We start from the raw sequence: 24,848 nt of genomic DNA on the forward strand, positions 1-24,848 counted from the left end.
TCGCACCTATTCAGTGCACAATCGCGCCCCTCTTTTTCGGTTGAGGTGGCGTGAGGCTTCTATTTCGCCACTCTCAGCCTGTTGCAGTCTTGCGAGTGGAGTTGCACCCGGAATGAATGAGCAGGCCCAAAGCGTCGAACAACGCTTCGAATCAACCCAACAAGCCACCCTCGGTAGCTGGTCGCGTCAAGACACCACCTGGATGCTGGGCCTGTTCGGCACGGCCATCGGCGCAGGTACGCTGTTCCTGCCGATCAACGCCGGCCTCGGCGGTTTCTGGCCGCTGCTGATCCTGGCCGTGCTGGCCTTCCCCATGACCTACTACGCACACCGTGCGCTGACCCGCTTCGTGCTGTCCGGCAGCAAGGGCGGCGATATCACCGAGGTGGTCGAGGAGCATTTCGGCATCACTGCCGGTGCACTGATCACCGTGCTGTATTTCTTTGCCATCTTCCCGATCCTGCTGATCTACAGCGTGGCGCTGACCAACACGGTCGCAAGCTTCATGGAGCATCAATTGCACATGACGCCACCGCCCCGGGCGATCCTCTCGTTCGTGCTGATCCTCGGCCTGCTGGCCATCGTGCGCTGCGGTGAGCAGGCCACGGTCAAGGTCATGAGCCTGCTGGTGTATCCCTTCATCTTCGCCCTGGCGCTGCTGGCCCTGTACCTGGTGCCGCACTGGAATGGTGGCATTCTCGATACGGCTGGCCAGTTGCCGTCTGGCTCGGCGTTCGTGCACACCCTGTGGCTGGCGATCCCGGTAATGGTGTTCTCGTTCAACCACTCGCCGATCATCTCGGCCTTCGCGGTCGACCAGAAGCGTCGCTATGGCGATCATGCCGATGAGCGCAGCGGGCAGATCCTGGCCCGTGCCCACCTGCTGATGGTGGTGATGGTGCTGTTCTTCGTGTTCAGCTGCGTACTGACCCTGAGCAGCGCGCAACTGGCCGAGGCCAAGGCGCAGAACCTGTCGATCCTGTCGTACCTGGCCAACCACTTCAGCAATCCGGCCATCGCCTTTGCTGCGCCGCTGATCGCTTTCGTCGCCATCGCCAAGTCGTTCCTGGGCCACTACATCGGTGCCAGCGAAGGCCTCAAGGGCATCATCGTCAAGACCGGCCTGCGCCCGGGCGCCAAGACCCTGGACCGCGTGGTCGCGGCACTGATGCTGGTGGTGTGCTGGATCGTCGCCACGCTCAATCCGAGCATTCTGGGCATGATCGAGTCGCTGGGCGGGCCGATCCTCGCGGTGCTGCTGTTCCTGATGCCGATTTACGCCATCCGCCGTGTGCCGTCGATGCGCAAGTACAGCGGTGCGATGTCCAACCTCTTCGTCGTGGCGATCGGCCTGGTGGCCTTGAGCTCGGTGGTCTACGGCCTGCTGAACTGAGGCCGTTGCACAGCGCAGGCGGGCGCGCGGCAATCCGCGCCTGCCTGTTGCTCGAAGCTTGCAGCCTGGCGCTAAAAGCGATTAACTCGGAATCCTTTTCAAACCCCGTATAAGGATTTCTGCCATGGCTCAAGTGACTCTCAAAGGCAACCCGGTTCAGGTCAAGGGCGAGCTGCCCAAGGTCGGTGCCCAGGCGCCTGCCTTTTCCCTGGTCGGCGAAGGCCTGGCCGACAAGTCGCTGAAGGACTATGCCGGCAAGCGCAAGGTGCTGAACATCTTCCCGAGCGTCGACACCCCGACCTGCGCCACCTCGGTACGCAAGTTCAATGCCCAGGCCAATGACCTGGCCAACACCGTGGTGCTGTGCATCTCGGCCGACCTGCCGTTCGCCCAGGCACGCTTCTGCGGCGCCGAAGGCCTGGAGAATGTAAAGAACCTGTCGACCCTGCGTGGTCGTGAGTTCATCGAGAACTACGGCGTTGCCATCGCCGACGGCCCGCTGGCCGGCCTGACCGCCCGCGCCGTGGTGGTGCTGGACGAAAACGACACGGTGCTGCACGCCGAGCTGGTCGGGGAAATCGCCGACGAGCCGAACTACGAGGCGGCTCTGGCTGTTCTGAAGTAAACGCTGGCCAGAGGGTCCCCGCGCGGCCCTGGCGGTTTACACACTGTTACGCCGGCCCGGAAGCCATTCCGGGCCGTTTTCATTTAAAGTTCATCGTTTTAGCAACGTCAGCCAATGGTAAATGCCTGGTAAAGGCCCTTTGCTAAAACGATGCCAGTGCTTATCGTTCAACCTCCCCAGTCGCCACTCTCTGAACAAGGTTCGTTCAACCCATGCAAGCTTCTGCCTCCCGTTCTCCCCGTCGCTGGCTGTTCGGCCTGCTGATCCTGCTGCTGGTGGCCTTGCTGGCCTGGTGGCTGTGGCCTGCCGCTGCCCCGACGCACAAGGAGCAGGGCGTGCGCATGGGCAAAGGCGGGCGCCCGGGCTTTGGTGCCTCCAGCGACCCGGTGCCGGTGCGCGTCGAGCCGGTGCGGGTCGGCGACTTCCCGCTCTACTACAAGGCGCTGGGCACGGTGACGGCGACCAACACGGTCAATGTTCGCAGCCGGGTGGCGGGTGAGCTGGTCAAGATCCACTTCAAGGAAGGGCAGCAGGTCAAGGCTGGCGACCTGCTGGCGGAAATCGACCCGCGCTCGTACCGTATCGCCCTGCAGCAGGCAGAGGGCACCCTGGCGCAGAACCAGGCGCAGTTGAAGAACGCTCAGGTCGACCTGGCCCGCTATAAAGGCCTGTATGCCGAAGACAGCATCGCCAAGCAGACCCTGGACACCGCCGAGGCCCAGGTGGGGCAGTTCCAGGGGCTGGTCAAGACCAACCAGGCGGCAGTCAATGACGCGCGCCTGAACCTCGAATTCACCCAGATCCGTGCACCGATCAGCGGTCGCCTGGGGCTGCGACAGCTCGACCTGGGTAACCTGGTGGCAGCCAATGACACCACGGCGCTGGTGGTGATCACCCAGACCGAGCCGATCAACGTCGCCTTCACCCTCCCGGAAACCGAGTTGTCCACAGTGCTCGAGCGCTACCGCAGCGGTGCGCGCCTGCCGGTCGAAGCCTGGGACCGTGGCGACAGCAAGCTGCAGGCCACCGGCGTGCTCGGCAGCCTCGACAACCAGATCGACACCACCACCGGCACCCTGAAGTTCAAGGGTTTCTTCGAGAACAAGGACCTCGCCCTGTTCCCCAACCAGTTCGTCAACGTGCGCCTGCTGGCCGACACCCTCAAGCAGGTGGTGCTGGCCCCGGCGGCGGCGATCCAGTTCGGCAACGACGGCACCTTCGCCTATGTGGTCAACGCCGAGAACAAGGTCAATGTGCGCAAGCTCAAGGTCGGCGCCAGCGACGGCGAGAACAGTGTGATCCTGGAGGGCCTGAAGGCTGGCGAGCGTCTGGTGCTCGAAGGCACCGACCGCCTGCGCGAGGGCACCCAGGTCGAGGTGGTCGAAGACAGCTCGCAAGTCCCGACCACCCCTGGCCAACACCTGCAAGGCCAGGAAGCCAAAGGTTCGGCCCAGACCGGTGAGTCGAGCAAGGCGGGCGCATGAACATCTCGCGGCTGTTCATCCTGCGCCCGGTCGCCACCACGCTGAGCATGCTGGCCATCGTCCTGGCCGGCCTGATCGCCTACAAGATGCTGCCGGTGGCGGCCTTGCCCCAGGTCGATTACCCGACCATCCGTGTCATGACCCTCTACCCGGGCGCCAGCCCTCAGGTGATGACCAGCGCGGTCACTGCGCCGCTGGAGCGCCAGTTCGGCCAGATGCCGGGCCTCAGCCAGATGGCCTCGACCAGTTCGGGCGGTGCTTCGGTGCTGACCCTGCGCTTCAACCTGGACATGAACATGGATGTCGCCGAGCAACAGGTCCAGGCTGCGATCAACGCCGCCAGCAACCTGCTGCCCAGCGACCTGCCGGCGCCGCCGGTGTACAACAAGGTCAACCCCGCCGATACCCCGGTGCTGACCCTGGCCATCAGCTCCGGCACCCTGCCACTGCCAAAGCTCAATGACCTGGTCGACACCCGCGTGGCGCAGAAGATCGCCCAGATCAGCGGTGTCGGCATGGTCAGCATCGCTGGCGGCCAGCGCCAGGCGGTGCGGATCAAGGTCAATGTCGATGCCCTGGCCGCCAACGGTCTGAACCTGGACGACGTGCGCACCTTGATCGGCGCCTCCAATGTCAACCAGCCCAAGGGCAACTTCGATGGCCCGACCCGGGTGTCGATGCTCGATGCCAACGACCAGCTGCGTTCGCCCGACGAATACGCCAACCTGATCCTCAAGTACAACAACGGCGCACCGCTGCGCCTGAAGGACGTCGCCGAGATCGTCGACGGTGCCGAGAACGAGCGCCTGGCCGCCTGGGCCAACGAAAACCACGCGGTGCTGCTGAACATCCAGCGCCAGCCCGGCGCCAACGTCATCGAAGTGGTCGACCGCATCAAGCAGATGCTGCCGTCGATCACCGACAACCTGCCGGCCGGCCTCGACGTCAGCGTGCTCACCGACCGTACCCAGACCATCCGCGCTGCGGTGCGCGATGTGCAGCACGAGCTGCTGTTCGCCATCGCCCTGGTGGTGATGGTGACCTTCGTCTTCCTGCGTCGGGTCAGCGCCACCATCATTCCGTCGATCGCCGTACCGCTGTCGCTGATCGGCACCTTCGGTGTGATGTACCTGGCCGGCTTTTCGATCAACAACCTGACCTTGATGGCCCTGACCATCGCCACGGGTTTCGTGGTGGACGACGCCATCGTCATGCTGGAGAACATTTCCCGGCACATCGAAGAAGGCGAAACGCCGATGCAGGCGGCGCTCAAAGGCGCCCGGCAGATCGGCTTCACCCTGATTTCGTTGACCTTCTCGCTGATCGCCGTGCTGATCCCGCTGCTGTTCATGGCCGATGTCGTCGGCCGGCTGTTCCGCGAGTTCGCCATCACCCTGGCGGTGGCTATCCTGATTTCGCTGGTGGTGTCGCTCACCCTCACGCCGATGATGTGCGCGCGTTTGCTCAAGCGTGAACCCAAGGAAGAGGAGCAGAGCCGCTTCTACCGCGCCAGCGGTGCCTGGATCGACTGGCTGATCGAACGCTACAGCCACGCCCTGACCTGGGTGCTCAAGCACCAGCCGCTGACCTTGCTGGTGGCGGTGGGCTCGCTGGCGCTGACGGTGTTCCTCTACATCATCGTGCCCAAGGGCTTCTTCCCGGTGCAGGACACCGGGGTGATCCAGGGCATTTCCGAAGCCCCGCAGTCCATTTCGTTCAGCGCCATGAGCGAGCGCCAGCAGGCGCTGAGCAAGGTGATCCTGCAGGACCCGGCGGTACAGAGCCTGTCTTCGTACATTGGGGTGGACGGTGACAACGCCACGCTCAACAGTGGACGTTTGCTGATCAACCTCAAGCCCCATGCCGAACGTGATGTCACGGCCAGCCAGGTGATCAGCCGCCTGCAGCCGCAGCTCGACCGGCTGGTGGGTATTCGCCTGTTCATGCAGCCGGTACAGGACCTGAGCATCGAGGACCGGGTCAGCCGCACCCAGTACCAGTTCAGCCTGTCCTCGCCTGACCCGGACATGCTCGCCGAGTGGAGCGGCAAGCTGGTCCATGCCCTGCAACAGCGCCCTGAGCTCACCGACGTTGCCAGCGACCTGCAGGACAAAGGCCTGCAGGTGTACCTGGTGATCGACCGCGACATGGCCAGCCGCCTGGGCATTACCGTCGCGCAGATCACCAACGCCCTGTACGACGCTTTCGGCCAGCGGCAGATCTCGACCATCTACACCCAGGCCAGCCAGTACCGCGTGGTGCTGCAGTCGCAGGCGGCGGCCAACATTGGTCCGCAGGCGCTGGAGTCCATCCACGTCAAGGCCACCGATGGCGGCCAGGTTCGCCTCTCGGCGCTGGCGCGCATCGAACAGCGCCAGGCACAGTTGGCCATTTCGCACATCGGCCAGGTCCCCGCCGTGATGATGTCCTTCAACCTCGGCCAGGGCGTGTCGTTGGGCGAAGCGGTGCAGGTGATCGAGCAGGTGCAGCAGGACATTGGTATGCCGCTGGGCGTGCAGACCCGCTTCCAGGGCGCCGCCGAAGCCTTCCAGGCCTCGCTGTCGAGCACCTTGCTGCTGATCCTCGCCGCCGTGGTGACCATGTACATCGTGCTCGGCGTGCTCTACGAGAGCTACATCCACCCGGTGACCATCCTCTCGACGCTGCCGTCGGCGGCAGTGGGCGCCTTGCTGGCGCTGCTGCTCAGCGGCAACGATCTGGGGATGATCGCCATCATCGGTATCATCCTGCTGATCGGTATCGTCAAGAAGAACGCGATCATGATGATCGACTTCGCTCTCGAGGCCGAGCGTCACCAGGGCATGACCCCGCGTGAGGCGATCTACCAGGCGGCGCTGCTGCGTTTCCGGCCGATCCTGATGACCACCCTGGCGGCGCTGTTCGGTGCCTTGCCGCTGATGCTCGCCACGGGCTCCGGCGCCGAACTGCGCCAGCCGCTGGGCCTGGTGATGGTGGGCGGGCTGCTGGTCAGCCAGGTGCTGACACTGTTCACCACGCCGGTCATCTACCTGTACTTCGACCGCCTGGCGCGCCGCTGGCGCCCGGCTGACGACACCGCGCAGGCCGAGGCATGAACCTTTCCGGTCCGTTCATTCGCAGGCCAGTAGCGACCATGCTGCTGAGCCTGGCGATCATGCTGCTGGGCGGTGTCAGCTTCGGATTGCTGCCAGTGTCGCCGCTGCCACAGATGGACTTCCCGGTGATCGTGGTGCAGGCCAGCCTGCCGGGTGCGAGCCCCGAGGTGATGGCCTCGACCGTGGCAACGCCGCTGGAGCGCAAGCTGGGCAGCATCGCCGGGGTCAGCACCCTGACCAGTAGCTCCAGCCAGGGCTCGACGCGGGTGATCATCGGCTTCGATCTGGGGCGCGACATCGACGGTGCCGCGCGCGAGGTGCAGGCTGCGATCAACGCTACCCGCAACCTGTTGCCCAGTGGTATGCGCAGCATGCCGACCTACAAGAAGGTCAACCCGTCGCAGGCGCCGATCATGGTGCTGTCGCTGACCTCGGACGTGTTGTCCAAAGGGCAGCTGTACGACCTGGCCGACACCATCCTCTCGCAGAGCCTGTCGCAGGTCACTGGGGTAGGGGAGGTGCAGATTGGCGGCAGCTCGCTGCCGGCAGTGCGCATCGAACTCGAGCCGCAACTGCTCAACCAGTACGGCCTGGCCCTGGACGATGTACGCACCGCAGTGGCCAACGCCAACCAGCGTCGGCCCATGGGCTTCGTCGAGGACGCCGAACGCAACTGGCAGGTACGCGCCAACGACCAGCTGGAAAAGGCCGATGACTACAAGCCGCTGGTGATCCGCCAGCAGAACGGTGCGATCCTGCGCCTGGCCGATGTGGCCAAGGTCAGCGACGGCGTCGAGAACCGCTACAACAGCGGCTTCTTCAACGACGATGCGGCGGTGCTGCTGGTGGTCAACCGCCAGACCAACGCCAACATCATCCAGACCGTGCAACAGATCAAGGACCAGCTTCCGGCCCTGCAGTCGCTGCTCCCGGCCAGCGTCAAGCTCAACATCGCCATGGACCGCTCGCCAGTGATCAAGGCCACGCTCAAGGAAGCCGAGCACACCCTGCTGATTGCCGTGGTGCTGGTGATCCTGGTGGTCTACCTGTTCCTCGGCAACCTGCGCGCCTCGCTGATCCCGAGCCTCGCTGTGCCGGTGTCGCTGGTGGGCACCTTTGCGGTGATGTACCTGTGCGGCTTCTCGCTGAACAACCTGTCGCTGATGGCGCTGATCCTGGCCACGGGCCTGGTGGTGGACGATGCCATCGTGGTACTGGAGAACATCTCCCGGCATATCGAGAATGGTGCCAAGCCCATGCGCGCGGCGTTCCTGGGCGCCAAGGAAGTGGGTTTCACCCTGCTGTCGATGAACGTCTCGCTGGTGGCCGTGTTCGTTTCCATCCTGTTCATGGGTGGCATCGTGCGCGGGTTGTTCCAGGAGTTCTCGATCACCCTGGCGGCGGCGATCCTGGTGTCGCTGCTGGTGTCCCTGACCCTCACGCCGATGCTCTGCTCGCGCTGGCTCAAGCCCCATGCGCCACAGGGCCAGACGCGCCTGCAGCGGTGGAGCGACCGGGTGCACCAGCGCATGGTCGAGGGGTACGACAAGAGTCTGGGCTGGGCCTTGCGCCATCGGCGCCTGACTCTGATCAGCCTGCTGGCGACCATCGTGCTCAACGTTGCCCTGTACGTGATCGTGCCCAAGACCCTGATGCCACAGCAGGACACTGGCCAGCTGCAAGGCTTCGTGCGCGGTGATGACGGCCTGTCGTTCACTGTGATGCAACCGAAAATGGAAACCTACCGCCGTGCGCTGCTCAAGGACCCTGCGGTACAGAGCGTTGCCGGCTTCATCGGTGGCAACAGCGGCACCAACAATGCCTTCGTGCTGGTGCGCCTCAAGCCCATCGGCGAGCGCAAGGAAAACGCCCAGAAGGTCATCGAGCGGCTGCGCAAGGAGCTGCCCAAGGTGCCGGGCGGACGCCTCTACCTGATGGCCGACCAGGACCTGCAGCTCGGTGGCGGTGGCCGTGACCAGAGCACCTCGCAATACCTCTACACCCTGCAGAGCGGCGATCTGGCGGCCCTGCGCGAGTGGTTCCCGAAAGTGGCTGCGGCCTTGCGCAAGCTGCCCGAGCTGACCGCCATCGATGCCCGTGACGGTGCCGGCACCCAGCAGGTGACGCTGGTGGTCGATCGCGACCAGGCCAAGCGCCTGGGCATCGACATGGACATGGTCACCGCGGTACTGAACAACGCCTACAGCCAGCGGCAGATCTCGACCATCTACGACAGCCTCAACCAGTACCAGGTGGTGATGGAGATCAACCCCAAGTACGCCTGGGACCCTAGTACGCTCGAGCAGGTTCAGGTGATTACCACCGATGGCGCGCGCGTGCCGCTGTCGACCATCGCCCGCTACGAGAACAGCCTGGCCAACGACCGTGTCAGCCACGAAGGGCAGTTCGCGTCCGAGGATATTTCCTTCGATGTCGCCGAGGGCTACAGCGTCGACCAGGCCCTGGCCGCGCTGGAGCGCGAGGTGGCCAAGCTGGGCCTTCCCGAGTCGGTGATCGCCAAGCTCGGCGGCGACGCCGATGCCTTCACCAAGAACGCCGAAGGCCAGCCGTTCATGATTCTCGGCGCCCTGGTGCTGGTGTACCTGGTGCTGGGCATTCTCTACGAAAGCTACATCCACCCGCTGACGATCCTCTCGACCCTGCCTTCGGCCGGCGTCGGTGCGCTGCTCACGCTGTACCTGACCGGCGGGGAGTTCAGCCTGATTTCGTTGCTGGGCCTGTTCCTGCTGATCGGGGTGGTGAAGAAGAACGCCATCCTGATGATCGACCTGGCCCTGCAACTGGAACGCAACGAAGGCCTGTCGCCGGAAGAGTCGATCCGCCGCGCCTGCCTGCTGCGCCTGCGGCCGATCCTGATGACGACCATCGCTGCCATCCTCGGTGCGCTGCCGCTGCTGCTCAGCCAGGCCGAAGGCGCGGAAATGCGTCAGCCGCTGGGCCTGACCATCATCGGTGGCCTGGTCTTCAGCCAGATCCTCACCCTCTACACCACGCCGGTGGTCTACCTGTACCTGGACCGCGCGCGCCACCGTTTCAACCGTTGGCGCGGCGTGCGCACCGACGCCGCCCTGGAAACCCCGCTATGAACTTTGCCCAGACCCCGCTGCACCGTGCCCTGCAACTGCTGACCCGTGGCCGTGGCTCGCGCCTGCTCGGTGCCGGCCTGTGCGTGGCGATGCTCAGCGCCTGTACCCTGAGCCCGGATTATCATCGCCCGGAGGTCAGCAGCCCGGCGCAGTTCAAGCAGGCCGAGGGCTGGACCCAGGCCAATCCGTCGGATGCCATCGCCCGCGGTGCCTGGTGGGAGCTGTACGGCGACAAGGGCTTGAACGCTTTGGTCGAGGAGCTCAACCGCAGCAACCAGACGGTTGCCCAGTACGAAGCGCAGTACCGTCAGGCCCAGGCCCTGGTACGCAGCAGCCGCGCCTCGCTGTTCCCGTCGCTGAACCTCACCACCAGCAAGAACCGTTCAGCCCAGGGCACCGGCAGCTCCAGCTCCAGCCTGTCGAACAACAGCAGCGGCATTCGCGACACCTACAACGCGCAGTTGGGTGTGAGCTGGGAGATCGACCTCTGGGGCAAGTTGCGCGAGACCATGAACGCCAATGAGTCCAGCGCCGAGGCCAGCCTGGCCGACATGGCGGCGATCCGTCTGAGCCAACAGTCGGAGCTGGTGCAGAACTACCTGCAACTGCGCGTCATCGACGAGCAGAAGCGCTTGCTCGAAGCCACCGTGGCCGCCTACGAGCGCTCGTTGCGAATGAACCAGAACCAGTACCGTGCAGGCGTCGCCGGCCCCGATGCCGTCGCTCAGGCGCGTACCCAGCTCAAGAGCACCCAGGCCGACCTGATCGACCTGGCCTGGCAGCGCGCCCAGTATGAAAACGCCATCGCCGTACTCATGGGCAAGGCGCCTGCCGAGTTCTCGCTGGCTGCCAGCAATGATATTCCGGCGCTGCCGCCAATCCCGGTAAGCGTGCCGTCGCAGTTGCTGGAGCGCCGCCCGGACATCGCCTCGGCCGAGCGCAAGGTGATGGCGGCCAACTCGAACATTGGTGTGTCGCGCGCAGCCTATTTCCCCGACCTGTCGTTGAGCATGAACGGCGGCTATTCGAGCAGCAGCTTCAACAACTGGATCGAGCTGCCGAACCGCTACTGGTCGGTCGGGCCACAACTGGCGCTGACTCTGTTCGATGCCGGCAAGCGCAGCGCCGAGGTGGACCGCACCGTGGCGGTCTACGACCAGACCGTGGCGCAGTACCGCCAGACCGTGCTCGATGGCTTCAAGGAGGTCGAGAACTACATGGTGCAACTGAAGGTGTATGCCGACGAAGCCGTGGTCCGCCAGGAGGCGCTGGATGCTGCCCGCGAGTCGTTGCGCCTGACCGAGAACCAGTACCGCGCCGGACTGATCGGCTACCTGGACGTGGTGAACGTGCAGACCACGGCGCTGAGTAACGAGCGCAGTGTGCTGAATCTGCTGCAGGGTCGCCTGGTGGCCAGTGTGCAGTTGATCGCGGCATTGGGTGGCGGCTGGGAAGCGGGGCCGGCGTTCGCCGAGGCTGACAAACAGTAAGGTTGCAGTGCCGGCGTGATCGCGGGGCAAGCCCGCGATAGCGTCGGCACCGTGCGTAACCGACCGCTGGATCTTCCACCCTGTAGCCCCCGCAAAATCCCGTGCCTTTGCTCCCTGTTCGCGTAAAATCCTCCGCCTTTTCCGGGCCCTTCCTCGCCCTCTGCCGGAACTTGAAATGCTGACAGGTAGCTACTCCTCTTCGCTGGTGTTGATCTCGCTGTGCGTGGCCATCCTGGCATCCTACACCGCACTCGACCTCGCAGGCCGCATCGCCACCGCCACGGGTCGCGCGGTGTATCTGTGGATGGGCGGCGGGGCACTGGCGATGGGAACCGGCATCTGGTCGATGCACTTTATCGGCATGCTGGCCTTCGAGTTACCCATCGAGCTGGGCTACGACCTGGGCTTGACCGCGTTGTCGCTGCTGATCGCCGTGTTGTCTGCAGGCTTTGCCTTGTGGTTGGTCAGCCAGCCGCGGTTGAGTTGCCCGCAGGTGGGCTTGGGTGCGCTGTTCATGGGTACCGGGATCGCCTGCATGCACTACACCGGCATGGCTGCCTTGCAGATGCTGCCCGGGATCGACTACGACCCGGCGCTGTTCGGTGCTTCGCTGGCCATCGCCGTGGGCGCCTCGGCGGCAGCCTTGTGGATTGCCTTCCGCCTGCGCAGGCAGACGCCGTACGTTCGGCAGATCCGCGGTGCCGCAGCGGTGCTGATGGGGGTTGCCATCGTCGGCATGCACTACACCGGCATGGCGGCGGCCAACTTCCCCGTGGGCAGTTACTGCGGTGCGCTGGTCGGTGGGTTGTCTGGTGACTGGCTGGACTATGCAGTGCTGATCACCACCCTGGCGGTGCTGGCGGTGGCCTTGCTGACGTCGGTGCTGGACGCGCGCCTCGAATCCCGCACCGCGGAACTTGCGCGCTCATTGACCCAGGCCAACCAGGAACTGACGCAACTGGCCCTGCACGACACCCTGACCGGGCTGCCGAACCGCACCTTGCTGGCCGACCGTATCGAGCAGGCCATGGCCAAGGTGGCAGAGCAAGGCGGTTGCTTTGCGCTGATGTTCATCGACCTGGACGGGTTCAAGCCGGTCAACGATGCCTTTGGCCATCATGTTGGCGATCAGTTGCTCAAGGCCGTGGCTGCGCGGTTGCGCGGGCATCTGCATAGCCAGGACACCCTGGCGCGGATTGGCGGTGACGAGTTTGTCCTGCTGGTCGAGTTGCAGGAGACCGACGATGCCGTGGGCGTGGCGGACAAGCAGGTCAATCTGGTGGCCAGGCCTTTCCGCGTGGCAGACCACGACCTGCAACTGTCGGCAAGCGTGGGTATCGTGCTCTATCCGGGTAATGGCCAGGACCAGCACGAACTGTTGCGCAACGCCGATGCGGCCATGTATCACGCCAAGAGTGCCGGGAAGAACGGCTATAGTTTTTTCGACACCTCGATGAACAGCAATGCCCGCCAGCAACTGCAATTGCTGCAGGACCTGCGCGCGGCGCTCGAGCATGGCCAGTTCCGCCTGTATTACCAACCCAAGTTCGACGCGCACCGATGCACGCCGATCGGCGCCGAGGCCTTGTTGCGTTGGGAGCACCCCCAGCAAGGGATGTTGCTACCGGACCGTTTCATCGGCCTGGCGGAGAAGACCGGCCTGATCATCCCCATCGGCGAATGGGTGCTGGGCGAGGCCTGTCGGCAGATGCGCCTGTGGCTGGATCAGGGCCATGAACATTGGCGCATCGCGGTGAACTTGTCGGCCATCCAGTTCTGCCATTCAGGGTTGGTCGACAGTGTCGCCCGGGCCCTGGCCGATAACCGCCTGCCGGCCAACCGCCTGACCCTGGAGATCACCGAGACCACCGCCATGCGCGATGCCGACGCCAGCCTGACGGTGTTGCAGCGCCTGTCCGACATTGGCGTCGATTTGTCCATCGACGACTTCGGCACGGGCTATTCCAGCTTGATGTACCTCAAGCGTCTGCCGGCGAACGAACTGAAGATCGACCGCGGTTTTGTCCGCGACCTGGAGCATGACAGCGACGATGCCGCGATCGTCTCGGCGATCGTTGCACTGGGGCAGGCGTTGGGCTTGCGGATCGTGGCCGAGGGCGTTGAAACCGACCGTCAGCAGGACTTCCTGACCCGCTTGGGCTGCGATTCGTTGCAGGGTTACTTGCTGGGGCAGCCGGTATCGGCCGAGCAGTTCATGCAAGGGTTGAAGCAGGGCGAGGAGGGCTAACCGGCGTCGCGCAGGGTAGGGAAGGGATTGAAGGCGTCCATCTCGGCTTCGACTGCCTCGATGATGCGCTCCACATCTGCCGCGGCCATGATCGCGGCGCAGGGAATACCGGCGATGGCCAGCACGGTTTCGCCGGTGGCCCGGTCGAACAACCGCGCGACCATGCTGCGGGGTGCATCCATGCTGGCTTCGAAGCCCAAGGGGTGGAAATGCCAGCGCATTACCTGGCAGGCGTTGGGGAACGTCATCTTGTTCATGCCAGCCTCCATTTCCGGGTGTTCGGGTGCCTGGTCGCTGAGTCCTGAGGGGTACGGCGAAACCTAAACATAGCAGCTACGGCGCCAGTGTCGCGCAGCGAAGATGACAAATCGGCGAATGCTTGACCCAGGTCACATCCATGCGGCTCTGGCAAATCCGCCGGGGCCGTGCGTGCAAACGTTTTCCTCGTGGCTTGGCGAGGAATGGTTGCTAGCTTGAGCGCCCTGCGCTTTCGGACCGGCGGTCAACTGAGCAGGCCGGCGGCGATGTTGATGGTGAAGCCCAGGATCGCAGTGTTGAACACGAATCCGACCAGGGAGTGGGCCAGCACCACCCGGCGCATGCCGCGGCTGGCCACGCCGATGTCGGAGGTCTGGACCGCGACACTGAGGGTGAACGCGAAATAGTGGAAGTCCCAATAGTCGGGGTTGCGCTCGCCATCGGCGAAGCGCAGAGGGGGTTCCTTGCGGCTGTCGGTGTAGAACAGCCGCGCATAGTGCAGGCTGAAGATACAACCGATCAACAACCAGGATCCGGCCACGGTCAGGCCGGTATACAGGTAGTGCAGGGCCTGCGCGCTACCGTGCAGGCCGCGGCTGGAGGCCAGTTGCAGGGTCACGGCGACCAGGCTGGCAATGGCAGCGATGCACACGGTAAACAGCACCAGGCCTGCGTTCTCGTCCTCGATGTTGGCCACCTTGCGCACGGTCTGCGATGTGGCGCGCCAGGTCAGCCACAGCACCAGCGCCAGGTACAGCCAGACGCCGAGGTTCCAACCGGCGAGAAAACGTTGGGTCCAGTCGTCTGCGGGGATCAGCCAGCCGCCGAGCAGGCCGACGAGCGTGGCAAGGGTCAGGCGTGGGTGGGTGTGGGTCAGGCGGTAGAAAGCCATGGGCGCTCGGCGGTGGTGAGTTGCCTTCCACTTTAGCCTGCACCTGGTGATGTTGTATCGCCACGTGTTCGATCCGAACTCGATCATCAGGTAGCATCCGCGTTCGCCATCAATAAAAGCCTTGCGTATCAAGGTGATGATTCGCTTCACGCAACAGGATCCACGTTTTGACCGATTCCCTGCACAATCCCTTGCTGCAGTACCTGGCACGCCTGGCGCCCTCCAGCCAGTTGACCATGCGCTACATCCTCCAGGATGCCGCCGACCGGCTGGGGTTCGCCGACTGTGACATCGCCGCGGGGCCCTGGCACCTGATCGAACCTGGCCACGTCATTGCCCTGGTGGCGGCCTTGCGTGCCGATGGTTTTGCACCCAACACGTCCTCGCTGTACGTCAATGCCGTGCGCGGGGTGATGAACGAGGCCTGGCGCCAGGGCCTGATCGACCACGAGCATCTGCTCAGGATTCGCGAGGTCAAGCCTGCGAGTGGCACGCGCCTGCCGCCGGGGCGCAACCTGCGTCGCAGCCTGATCCGTGAGCTGATGGAGGTGTGCGCTGCCGATCCGCGGCCGCAAGGTGTGCGCGATGCGGCGATCATCGCCTTGCTGTACGGCACCGGCATGCGCAAGTCCGAGTCGGTGGACATCGACTTGTGCGATGTCGATTTCCACGAGCGCAGCCTGCAGGTGCTGGGCAAGGGCAATCGGCAACTGGTCAAGTACGCCCCGGCCTGGGCCTTCGACAAGCTGCAGGCCTGGCTCGACCTGCGCCGCGCGCAACTGCCGGAGGGCACGGGGGACGATCCCTTCCTCTTCAACCGGATCCGCCGGGGCAGCCATATCACCCGTGCGCGCATCACCAAGCATGCGATCTACTACATTGCCCGCCAGCGCGGCGCGCAGGTAGGGGCGAAGATCATGCCCCACGATTTTCGCCGGGCGTTCATTACCCGGGTGATCGAAGAGCACGATCTGTCGATTGCCCAGAAACTCGCCCACCACGTGAATATCCAGACCACGGCAGGTTATGACCGGCGTGACGACAACGAGCGGCGGCGGGCGGTGGACCGGTTCGACTATTGAGGTCAGCGTTTCGCCCCGGCCCGCGTCTGTGAGTACCACTGCCAGCAGGAGCTCCCCGAGGGGGCAAGGTCAGTGCGGGATGACGGAGGGCACTTCGTCGCCACCCAGCGAAAAGCGATACCCGGTGTCGATCTCGGGGGCGGGCCGCTGGCAGTGGGTGCGGCTGAGCAGGAACTCGAACGCCGGCTCGTACAGCCCGTCACGCACCACTGCGCCGGCAAGGACCTCGACCTGGTACCAGCCGTTGTCGAGTTCGATCATCGGACGGCCTGGCACCTGATAGCGGGCCATGAAGTCGCCAAGGGTCTTGTTGGTGAAGTGCTGCAGCATGCGCCAGGTGAACAGCATCAACGCACGGTTCTCCACGTGCAGCACGTAGCCTGCGCGGCGGTGTGCCACGCGATTGCCGGCTTCGAGCAAGGCCGGGGTTCGTTCGTCGAGGCTGAAGATGATGCGGTAGGGCAGGTTATCGATGCCCGCCAGAGGCAGTACCACGCCTTCGAGCACGGCGCGGTCGCCGCTGTCGGTGCTGGTGAATTCGCGGGCAAGGTCGTCGGGTAGCGCGTTTTCATCCTTGAAGCGCGCCAGGCGCTGGATGTCGCCGACGAGGAAATAGTCGATCAGGTCGTTCAGGACTTCGCTGAATTCGTAGCGCATCGGCTTTTCCTTGTTCTATGTGCGCTGGCGGGTAAACAGAATGTAGCGGATGCCGTGGGGGCTGTCGCCTCTACCGCATCGCGCTGTGATCAATGGCGTTGGGCGATCTGGATCAGGTTGCCGCAGGTATCGTCGAACACCGCCACGGTGACAGGCCCCATTGGCGTAGGCGGCTGGGTGAACAGGACGCCGCCCGCGTGCAGGCGCGTGTATTCGGCCTGGATGTCACGCACTGCGAAGGAGGTGGCCGGGATGCCGTCGGCCTTGAGTGCGGCCTTGTAGGTTTTGGCAGCCGGATGGGCGTCGGGCTCGAGCAGCAGCTCGACACCATTGGGGTCGTTGGGGGAGGTGAGGGTGAGCCAGCGGTACCGGCCCATGGCGATGTCTTCTTTGGGCTGGAAGCCCAGAACGTGATGATAGAAAGCCAGGGCCTTGGCCTGGTCGTCGACGAGGATGCTGGTGACTACGATCTTCATAGGCTGCACCGTTCCTGAGGGACGTACCTTGAAGTAAAGACGCTGTACGGCATTTGACCAGTCTGATGGCATCAGGCGCCGACGCCGCTGCGCACCCCATGCATCCACCTCACTGCGGCGACCCGAACATTGCCGTCCAGTAGATCCCCGCATCGCTCTTGGGGTCCACGGCGTAGGCGGCGCCCAGTTCGCGGTAATCGGGGTTCATCAGCGTTGCGCAGTGGCCAGGGCTGGCCAGCCAGCCATCGACCACCTTGCGTGGCGTGTCGCGGCCGGCAGCGATGTTTTCGCCGATCTGCTGGTAGAGATACCCGGCAAGCTCGGCCCGGTCACCCGGCGTGCGACCCTCTCGGTCGATATGATCGAAGAAGTTCTGGTTGGCCATCGCCCGCGTGTGGTTGGCGGCGGCACCGGCCAGCGTGGCATTCCAGCTCAGGGCCGGTGCTGCGGCGAAGGGCTGCCCGCCGCATTGGCGCGGGATCTTGCGCGCGGCATTGACCTCTTGCAGCAGTTTCTGACCCTCTGCCTGCCAATCACCCAGACGCCCGCTGAGCAGCGGGCGCGCCAGCACGATGCGCCAGTCGCGGCCTTCCTGGCTGACACCGATATCCACGAACTGCGGGTCGAGCACCACCTGGCAGAAGCTTTCTTCGATGGCGTGCATCGCCGCCTTGGCATCCCGTGGCCCGGACAGGCTGATGGCCTGGACGTTGACCATGGGGTAGGCGGCACGGGTCATGGCCTGCTGCAGGTCGCGGGTGCCTTCCGGCGACAGCGCCAGGCGGGTGTCGCTGTTGAGCGGCGGCAGCTCCAGCGAGCCTGCGGCGCCGCAGCGCTGGGCCTGGCTGCGGTAGGCATTGATCGACTCGATCAGTTGCGCTTCGTCGCCGCTGATCGCCTGGGCACTGGTGGAAATGACCAGGCCGAGTGACAGGGCACCAAGGCAGGCAACAGATGACAGGACGCGCATCAAGAATCTCCCTATGACTGGCAGCGACCTCGTGTTGGCGCTGCCCATCCTACACAAGCCGTAGGCTTTTGGTCTCGTCTTGTGAGTTGCAGTAAACCACCGGCAACCGATTGTTGCGGCAAAAGAGGCAGTAGACCGGCGAAGGGCGAAAAAGTGCGATTGGTTGGAAATAATTCGCAATATCCATTATAAACACGACTCACTCGCAATCATGCATGCCAGGAAGGCGCTCCATTCACCTCATCGGGAGCCTTTCATGGCACGTTCCTGTCCTTTTCGTCCGACCCTGCTCGCCCTCTGCTGTTCCCTTGGCGTTGCCGCCCATGCTGCTGACGCGCCGCTGGAGCTCGACGCCACCGCCATCAACGCCGATGCCGTCAAGGCGCCTCGCACCCAGTTGCCCGAGGCCTTCGCAGGTGGGCAGGTGGCCCGTGGCGGGCAGATGGGCGTGCTGGGCAACCAGGACATGATGGACGTGCCGTTCACCATGACCAGCTACACCTCGCAGTTGATCGAGGATCAACAGGCCGAGGACATCGGTGATGTGCTGCTCAATGACCCATCGGTGCGCCAGTCGTTCGGCTTTGGCAACCAGTCCCAGGTCTTCGTGATCCGCGGCCTGCCGTTGAGCGGCGACGATGTGTCGTTCAATGGCTTGTATGGCGTGCTGCCGAGGCAGATGATCTCCACCGACGCGGTAGAGCGGGTCGAGCTGTTCAAGGGCCCCAACGCGTTCCTCAACGGTGCCAGCCCTACCGGCACCGGCCTTGGCGGCAATGTCAACCTGCAACCCAAGCGCGCCGGCGACACGCCGATCCGGCGCTACACCCAGGACATCAGCAGCGATGGCCGGGTGGGTGAGCACCTGGACATCGGTCAGCGTTTCGGTGAGGACAACCGTTTCGGCGCGCGCCTGAACCTGTCCCAGCGTGAAGGCGAAACCGCCGTGGACGACCAGGACCAACGCAGCAAGCTGTTTGTCGCCGGGCTGGACTACCGTGGTGACCAACTGCGCCTGTCGGCCGACATCGGTTACCAGAAGCAGCGCGTCAATCACCTGCGCAACTCGGTGCGCCTGGGTTCGGCGGTGACCAGCATCCCGCGCGCCCCGAGCGCCGATCACAACTACGGTCAGGATTGGTCGTGGACCGAAACCGAAGACACCTTCGGCGTGCTGCGCGGCGACTACGACTTCAACGAGAACTGGAGCGGGTACATCAGTGGCGGCGTCAAGCACACCCGTGAGAACGGCTTCTACGGCACGCCGGTCCTCACCAACGCTGCCACGGGCGCCGCGACCATTGGCGGTTCGCAGATCCCGCACAACGAAGACAACACCAGCCTGATGGCCGGTATCAACGGCCGCTTCCAGACCGGCCCGGTGAGCCACCAGCTGAATCTCGGTGCGGCGAGCATCTGGACCCAGCAGGAAAACGCCTATGTGTTCTACAGCTCGCAGAACACCAACATCTTCAACACCAGCCCACTGCCCAAACCGACCACGCCTACGTCGGTCGGCGGCATGCTCGATGACCCGGGCGTGACCGGCAAGACCCGCAACCGCAGCCTGGCGCTGTCCGATACCGTGGGGCTGTTCGACGACACGCTGCTGCTCACCGCAGGCGTGCGCCGCCAGCAACTGCGCGTCGAAGGCTATGCCTACCGCGGCACGGGGGTGGACGCCGGACGCACTGCGTTCTACGACGAAGCGGTCACCACGCCGGTGTATGGCATCGTCTACAAGCTCAACCCGTCGGTCTCGTTGTACGCCAACAGCATCCAGGGCCTGGCCCAGGGCGCCACGGCGTCGGGGCAGGTGGTCAACCTCGGTGAGGTGTTCCCGCCGGCCAAGACCAAGCAGATCGAGGCGGGCATCAAGTTCGACCGCCAGACCTACGGTGCCAACCTGGCGGTGTTCCGTATCGAGCGGCCCACCGATGGCTACGTGCAGGGCAATCTTTATGTGCAGGACGGCGAGCAGGTCAACAAGGGCGTCGAACTCAGCGTGTTTGGCGAGCCGGTGCCGGGCCTGCGCCTGATGGCCGGTGGTACGCGCATGGACACGGAGCTGAAGAACACCCAGAACGGCACCAACGATGGCAATCACGCGGTGGGTGTCCCGACTTTCCAGCTCAATGCCAGCGTCGACTGGGACGTGCCAGGGCTCGACGGCGTGGCGCTCAATGCACGCATGCTGCGCACCGGCGGGCAGTACGCCAACCCGGCCAACACCCTGAGCCTGCCGACCTGGAACCGTTTCGACGTGGGTGCGCGCTATCGCTTCAAGGTGCAGGAAAAAGACATCACCTTGCGCATGAACGTCGAAAACCTGACCGACAAGAACTATTGGGCCTCGGCCAACGGCGGTTACCTGACCCAGGGCGACCCGCGGCTGGTCAAGTTCTCCGGGACCATCGATTTCTGATGGCCCGTCGTCGCGCTATCGCGCCAGTGCCTGGTTGGGCTTGTAGAAGATGAAGTGCGTGGTCTGCGCTGTGCGCCGATAGGCCTTGGCCCAGTCTGGCCGCACAGTGCGATCATGGAAGTACAGCGCTCCGGCGGTGCTGTCTCGCAACTGCTGGTTCAACGCCTTGCGCGCGATTTCCTTGGCGACCCCGTAGCGCTCCTTTTCCTCGACCTGGTCAGGGCGCCCGTCGCACCACCAGGAGAACTGGCAGCTCTTGCTCTCGACGCCTTGCTTGACCACGCCGCAGATGGTGTCGGGGAAGCCGTCCTTGCCCAGGCGGTTGAGCACGACGCTGGCGACCGCCTTCATGTCTGTCTCGTCGGCGCCTTTGGCTTCCCAGTAGAGGGTGCGGGCAAGGCAGGTGATGCTGTCGTCCAGCGGCGCTTGCCCGGCCGGGTCCACGGCCTGCACCTCGGTGGGGGTGATCTTCTCCGGCGCCTTGGGTGGCGGGGCGTCGTTTACCACTTTCTGTTCGAGCGCCTGGGCCTTGTCTTCGGCGACTGCAGCCTTGGCGCTGTCGGCGGCATGCAACGGGCCTGCGGGCAGGGCCAGGAACAGGCTGATGACCATCCACGAGTGGCGCATGATCGGGCTTCCGCGTCAGTGAGCTGACTCCATTCTAGCCAAGCGGCTTCAACTTAGCGTGAGGCTGAGCATCAATGGCAGGGTGGCCGCTGCAGCGACGGTCTGCAACGCGATGATGGTCGCCATCAGCGGCGCGTTGCCCCCCATCTGCCGGGCCATGACGTAGGACGACGACGCGGTGGGCAGTGCCTGGAACAGCACGGCCACCACGGCGGCCTGGCCGCTGAGACCCAGCACGCGACACAGGCCGAAGGTGGTCAGTGGCATGACCAGGAACTTGAACGCCGAGGCGGCCACCAGGGGCTTGACCTGCTGGCCCATTCGCGCGCCGCCCAAGGCCGCTCCGACGCACAGCAACCCAAGGGGCAGGGCGGCCTGGCCAAGGGCCTTGACTGTCGGTTCCACGCCCGCCGGCAGGCCAAGGCCGGTGACACGCAGCAGCAGGCCAGCCGCACAGCCCACGATCAACGGGTTGGCGAAAATCGCCCGCAGCACGGTGAGGGGAGAGCTGTGGCGAGCGCTGAATCGGGCGAACACCAGTACGCAAAGCAGATTGACCAGCGGCACGATTGCCGCGTTGGCCACGGCCGCCAGGGCGATGCCGGCGCTGCCGTAGATGCCTGCCGCCAGGGTCGCGCCGATGTAGTTGTTGAAGCGTATGCCGCCCTGGAACACCGAGGTGAAATCAGCGCCATCGTGGCCTGCTGCGCCCTGGTAGAGCACCAGCAGCAGCGCGCCGGCCAGGGTTGAGAGCATCAGCACGCCGACCATGCCGAACACCGGTACACCCTCCAGGTTGGCGGTGGCCAGGCCATGCAGGAACAGCGAGGGCAGCAGCACGTAGTAGCTCAGGCGCTCGGCGCCGGGCCAGAAAGCCTCCGCGAGGAAACCGCGCACCCGCAACAGGGTGCCGAGGGCGATCAGCAGGATGATGGGCACCAGGGTGGTGAGGAGCAGGGGCAGCATGGTCGCGGTTCCGTGGTCGGGGACCGGCACAGGTTAGCGGGGTGAGTCAGCAGAAAAAACCGTTGTTTTCTGCATTCACTGTTGAGGAAAACTGCATGGTTGTAGATGGTTGTGTGATCAACTGCCCAAGGCGGTCTTGAGCACGGCGCTCAGGTGTCGGCGCTGACTCTTTTCATGTTCCAGCAACACCACGTGGCGACTCAATTGCGGCTCGCCAAAGGGCAGCACGGTGGCGGGCGGCAGCCGTTGCAGGTCATCGTCGCTCATCGGGATGATCGCCACCCCGAGCCCCATTGCCGCCATGCGTGCCAGGGCTTCCTGGCTGTCCAGCTCCATCTGCTCGCTGACCTGCAAATGCTGGCGGCGCAGTTCCTGTTCGATCTGCCGGCCCGCCCAGGCGCGTTTGTCGAAGCGCAGGAACGGTTGGCTGGCGAGCAGTTGCGCCAGGCTTTGCCCGGCCAGATCGGGGCTGGCCACGGCCCAGAAACGGTCCGAGAACAGCGGGCTGAACTGCAGGCTCTGCGGGTAGGGGCTGACCGGTTCGGTGGTGATGGCGGCGTCCAGTTCGCCGTCTTCGATCCGCCGGGCCAGCTCGGCGGACATGCCCGAGACCACGCTGATGTGCAGTTGCGGATGGTGCGCCTTGATCCACACCAGCGCCTTTGGCAGGCGTCGGGCGAGCACGGTATGGATCGCACCGATACGCAGCCGACCACGCAGGCTCGGGCCGCTGGCCAGGGTGTCGGCCAGCTCGTCGTAGGCAGTGAGAATGCTTTCGGCCCGCGCCACGGCCAATTGCCCGGCTTCGGTGAGTGTCACCTGGCGGCGGCTGCGGTCGAACAGCGGCACTTGCAGTTCGTCCTCGAGCGTCTTGATGTGCAGGCTGACCGCCGAAGGGGTCAGGCTCAGCAGGTCGGCGGCGCGGGCGAAGGTGCCGTGGCGGGCGATGGTGACCAGGGTACGCAGGGCTTTGAGGGACACGCGACGGTTCTCCTGCACAGGAATGCCCGGCACGGTACGCGCATCGCGCCTCTGGGGGCAAGCGCCAGGCGGGTCAGTAGACCCAGACCTCGACCCGGCGATTGCGCAGGCGTCCCTGTTCCAGGTCGTTGTCGGCCACCGGCAGTTCATCACCCATGCCGGTGACATCCCGGATCTCCACGCCATTGCGCGCCAGTTCGCGGCGCACGGCCATGGCGCGCAGGCGCGAGAGCAGGGCGGCGCGGCCGGGTGTTTCCTTGGGGTCGCCAAACCCCACCAGTACCGTTTTGTCATGCAGCTTGCCGACCTGACGCAGGTAGTCGCTGACCCGCTGTACATCGCGCAGGGCCTTGTTGTCGAGGCTGGCGCTGCCTTCCTGGAAGCGGAAGTTGACGCTCAGGCGCTGGGCCTCTGCAGCCAGGGCACGGTATTGCGCGGGCATCTGGGCCTGTACCGCGACCGGCACTGCCTTGACCTGCTGCGAGACGAAACCCTGGGCGGCGACAATGGCCTGGCCGGCTGCGCTCTGGGTGAATTCGGCCAAGGCCCTGGCCTGAGCGCTCGGGTGAGTCGGCAGATAGAAGAACAGCCGCCGCGACAGCGGATAGTCTTCGCTGGCCACGGCTGCACGGGTTGGCAACAGGGCTGGAGCATCACCTTCGGCGATGGCCAGCAGCTTGGCGCCATGCACGGTGGTCAGGCTGCTGAAGCCGATGGCAGCGGGATCGGCCTTGACCCGTTCGGCCAAGGCGTCGCCGGATTCGAAGCGTTCGGCCCGTGGCGAGAGCTCCAGTGCCTGCGGTTGCAGAACCAGGGCGCGAAAGGTTTCGAAGGTGCCGGAGCGGTCGTCACGGGCGTACAGGTGAATGGGACCGCCCGCTACGCCGAGTTGCTCCCAGCGTTGGATCTGGCCAGAGAAGACCTGTGCCAATTGTGCGGTACTCAACTGCTGCAGGCGGTTGTCGGGGTGCACCATGACCGCAACGCCGTCCAGGCCGATCACCTGCTCGCTGGCCGCGCTGCGCAGGTCGCCCAGACGTTGCAGTTGCTGGGCTTCCTGGTCGGAGATAGGGCGCGAGGCGGCGGCAAGGTCGGCTTCGCCGCTGTCCAGGGCACTGAAGCCGGTGCTGGAACCATGCGCGGCGATATTGATCAGCAATGGCTGGCCCTGGGGGGCGCGGGCACGGATGTCAGTCTCGTTGGGCCGTTTCCCACGCTCGCTGCGGATGTCTTGTGCACCTTGGCTTTGCAGCAGCCCGCGCACCAGCGCAGGGCCCAGTGCTGCGCCAATGGTGTTGGAGCCCTGGATACGCAGTGTGGCGGGCTCCGCCTGAGCCAGCAGGGGTAGCAGGCAGAGCAGAACAGCGAGAGGGCGGGGCATGCCGGGATCCTTGAGGCACAGGTATGTCCGGCAGATTACGACAGGGGTGTGAATGAAAAATGACGATCAGGCGCAGGCGATCGTTCAGAAGGTTGGCGGCGTGATCACCCAGATGACCACCGTGTCCACCTCGCCAGGGTTGCCATAGCGGTGTGGCTCCTGGCTGGGAAAACTAAAGCTGTCGCCTTCTTCGAGCAGGAAGTGGCGCTCGCCTACCCACAGCTCGAAACGCCCTGACAACACATAGCCGGCTTCTTCGCCTTCATGGCTATAGCTTTCCTGGCTGTAGGCGCCTGGCGGGAAGCGCGAATGCAGCATCTCCAGCTGGCGGTTGGGTTGCGGGGTGAGCAACTGGTCGACCACGCCATCTTCGTAATGCACGCTCAGGCGGCTTTGCCTGCGCACCACGAAGCCTTGGTCCTCGGGCGCGGTGCTGGCTTCGCTGGCGAAGAACCACTGGATGGTCACGCCCAGGCTGCGGGCGATGTTGAACAGCGCCGGGATCGACGGGTATGAAAGGTTGCGTTCCAGCTGGCTGATGTAGCCGGCGGTCAGCTCGCTCAGACGGGCCAGCTCCGCCAGGGTCATGCCGCGGCGCTTGCGCAGGCCGCGGATGCGGGAACCGAGGAACTGCGGGGCGGCAGTGCCGCCTTCGGCGAGTTGCGGGACGAGGGGGCGCTGGCTCATCGAG

At 64.6% G+C, this 24,848-nt stretch carries 19 protein-coding genes; 9 read left to right on the plus strand and 10 right to left on the minus strand.

Annotated features, from left to right (window positions below; translation table 11 throughout):
- The first annotated feature begins 112 nt into the window (after positions 1-112).
- From VA602_RS05860 to VA602_RS05890, 7 genes are all read left to right on the plus strand, one after another.
- Entirely contained in the window at positions 113-1,393 is a 1,281-nt protein-coding gene (locus VA602_RS05860; protein WP_323452749.1) for a serine/threonine transporter, read from the plus strand.
- Positions 1,394-1,517: 124 nt separating this feature from the next.
- A complete protein-coding gene (gene tpx / locus VA602_RS05865; protein ID WP_323452750.1) occupies positions 1,518-2,018 on the plus strand; it encodes a thiol peroxidase in 501 nt (166 codons plus the stop codon).
- Between the two features lie 212 nt (positions 2,019-2,230).
- Positions 2,231-3,502 (plus strand): MdtA/MuxA family multidrug efflux RND transporter periplasmic adaptor subunit, encoded by a 1,272-nt coding sequence (locus VA602_RS05870; protein ID WP_153773793.1) that lies wholly within the window; start codon positions 2,231-2,233, stop codon positions 3,500-3,502.
- Positions 3,499-6,597 carry an MdtB/MuxB family multidrug efflux RND transporter permease subunit gene (locus VA602_RS05875; protein WP_323452751.1) on the plus strand — a complete coding sequence of 1,033 codons (3,099 nt, stop codon included), beginning with the start codon at positions 3,499-3,501 and terminating at the stop codon, positions 6,595-6,597. The genes VA602_RS05870 and VA602_RS05875 overlap by 4 nt, the downstream gene beginning before the upstream one ends.
- On the plus strand, positions 6,594-9,704 hold the full coding sequence (locus VA602_RS05880) for a multidrug efflux RND transporter permease subunit (RefSeq protein WP_323452752.1): 3,111 nt from the start codon (positions 6,594-6,596) through the stop codon (positions 9,702-9,704). The genes VA602_RS05875 and VA602_RS05880 overlap by 4 nt, the downstream gene beginning before the upstream one ends.
- Positions 9,701-11,194 carry an efflux transporter outer membrane subunit gene (locus VA602_RS05885; RefSeq protein WP_197891101.1) on the plus strand — a complete coding sequence of 498 codons (1,494 nt, stop codon included), beginning with the start codon at positions 9,701-9,703 and terminating at the stop codon, positions 11,192-11,194. The genes VA602_RS05880 and VA602_RS05885 overlap by 4 nt, the downstream gene beginning before the upstream one ends.
- 175 nt (positions 11,195-11,369) lie before the next feature.
- Positions 11,370-13,442 carry a putative bifunctional diguanylate cyclase/phosphodiesterase gene (locus VA602_RS05890; protein WP_323452753.1) on the plus strand — a complete coding sequence of 691 codons (2,073 nt, stop codon included), beginning with the start codon at positions 11,370-11,372 and terminating at the stop codon, positions 13,440-13,442.
- Here the strand turns inward: VA602_RS05890 and VA602_RS05895 are convergent.
- Positions 13,439-13,699, minus strand: coding sequence for a DUF1652 domain-containing protein (locus VA602_RS05895; protein WP_323452754.1), 261 nt, complete (start codon positions 13,697-13,699; stop codon positions 13,439-13,441). The genes VA602_RS05890 and VA602_RS05895 overlap by 4 nt on opposite strands.
- Before the next feature lie 245 nt (positions 13,700-13,944).
- Positions 13,945-14,592, minus strand: coding sequence for a DUF1345 domain-containing protein (locus VA602_RS05900; protein WP_063545079.1), 648 nt, complete (start codon positions 14,590-14,592; stop codon positions 13,945-13,947).
- Positions 14,593-14,759: 167 nt separating this feature from the next.
- On the opposite strand from VA602_RS05900, the gene VA602_RS05905 reads away from it, so the two are divergent.
- Positions 14,760-15,674, plus strand: a complete 915-nt coding sequence (locus tag VA602_RS05905; RefSeq protein ID WP_323452755.1) for a site-specific integrase — start codon at positions 14,760-14,762, stop codon at positions 15,672-15,674.
- Positions 15,675-15,743: 69 nt separating this feature from the next.
- Here VA602_RS05905 and VA602_RS05910 read toward each other — a convergent pair whose 3' ends face one another.
- The 3 genes from VA602_RS05910 to VA602_RS05920 form a co-directional block, all read right to left on the minus strand.
- Positions 15,744-16,331 carry a hypothetical protein gene (locus VA602_RS05910; protein WP_323452756.1) on the minus strand — a complete coding sequence of 196 codons (588 nt, stop codon included), beginning with the start codon at positions 16,329-16,331 and terminating at the stop codon, positions 15,744-15,746.
- A gap of 89 nt (positions 16,332-16,420) precedes the next feature.
- The gene (locus VA602_RS05915; protein ID WP_063545077.1) at positions 16,421-16,807 is read right to left on the minus strand and encodes a VOC family protein; all 387 of its coding nucleotides are present in this window, start codon (positions 16,805-16,807) and stop codon (positions 16,421-16,423) included.
- Between the two features lie 109 nt (positions 16,808-16,916).
- Positions 16,917-17,777 (minus strand): CAP domain-containing protein, encoded by an 861-nt coding sequence (locus VA602_RS05920; protein WP_054890805.1) that lies wholly within the window; start codon positions 17,775-17,777, stop codon positions 16,917-16,919.
- A 256-nt stretch (positions 17,778-18,033) separates the two neighbouring features.
- On the opposite strand from VA602_RS05920, the gene VA602_RS05925 reads away from it, so the two are divergent.
- Complete coding sequence (locus VA602_RS05925; RefSeq protein WP_323452757.1) at positions 18,034-20,202, plus strand: TonB-dependent receptor; 2,169 nt, start codon at positions 18,034-18,036, stop codon at positions 20,200-20,202.
- Between the two features lie 15 nt (positions 20,203-20,217).
- Here the strand turns inward: VA602_RS05925 and VA602_RS05930 are convergent, their stop codons facing one another.
- From VA602_RS05930 to VA602_RS05950, 5 genes are all read right to left on the minus strand, one after another.
- The gene (locus tag VA602_RS05930) at positions 20,218-20,829 is read right to left on the minus strand and encodes a cell wall hydrolase (protein WP_153773786.1); all 612 of its coding nucleotides are present in this window, start codon (positions 20,827-20,829) and stop codon (positions 20,218-20,220) included.
- A 48-nt stretch (positions 20,830-20,877) separates the two neighbouring features.
- Positions 20,878-21,795, minus strand: a complete 918-nt coding sequence (locus VA602_RS05935; protein WP_323452758.1) for an AEC family transporter — start codon at positions 21,793-21,795, stop codon at positions 20,878-20,880.
- A 117-nt stretch (positions 21,796-21,912) separates the two neighbouring features.
- Positions 21,913-22,776 (minus strand): LysR family transcriptional regulator, encoded by an 864-nt coding sequence (locus VA602_RS05940; RefSeq protein ID WP_153773784.1) that lies wholly within the window; start codon positions 22,774-22,776, stop codon positions 21,913-21,915.
- A gap of 73 nt (positions 22,777-22,849) precedes the next feature.
- The gene (locus tag VA602_RS05945) at positions 22,850-24,157 is read right to left on the minus strand and encodes a substrate-binding domain-containing protein (RefSeq protein WP_323452759.1); all 1,308 of its coding nucleotides are present in this window, start codon (positions 24,155-24,157) and stop codon (positions 22,850-22,852) included.
- Positions 24,158-24,241: 84 nt separating this feature from the next.
- Positions 24,242-24,844: a cupin domain-containing protein gene (locus VA602_RS05950; protein ID WP_063545072.1), complete on the minus strand. Its 603-nt coding sequence runs from the start codon at positions 24,842-24,844 to the stop codon at positions 24,242-24,244.
- Positions 24,845-24,848: the final 4 nt, after the last annotated feature.

The organism is Pseudomonas machongensis (genome assembly GCF_034961125.1).
GTDB classification, from domain to species: Bacteria; Pseudomonadota; Gammaproteobacteria; order Pseudomonadales; family Pseudomonadaceae; genus Aquipseudomonas; species Aquipseudomonas machongensis.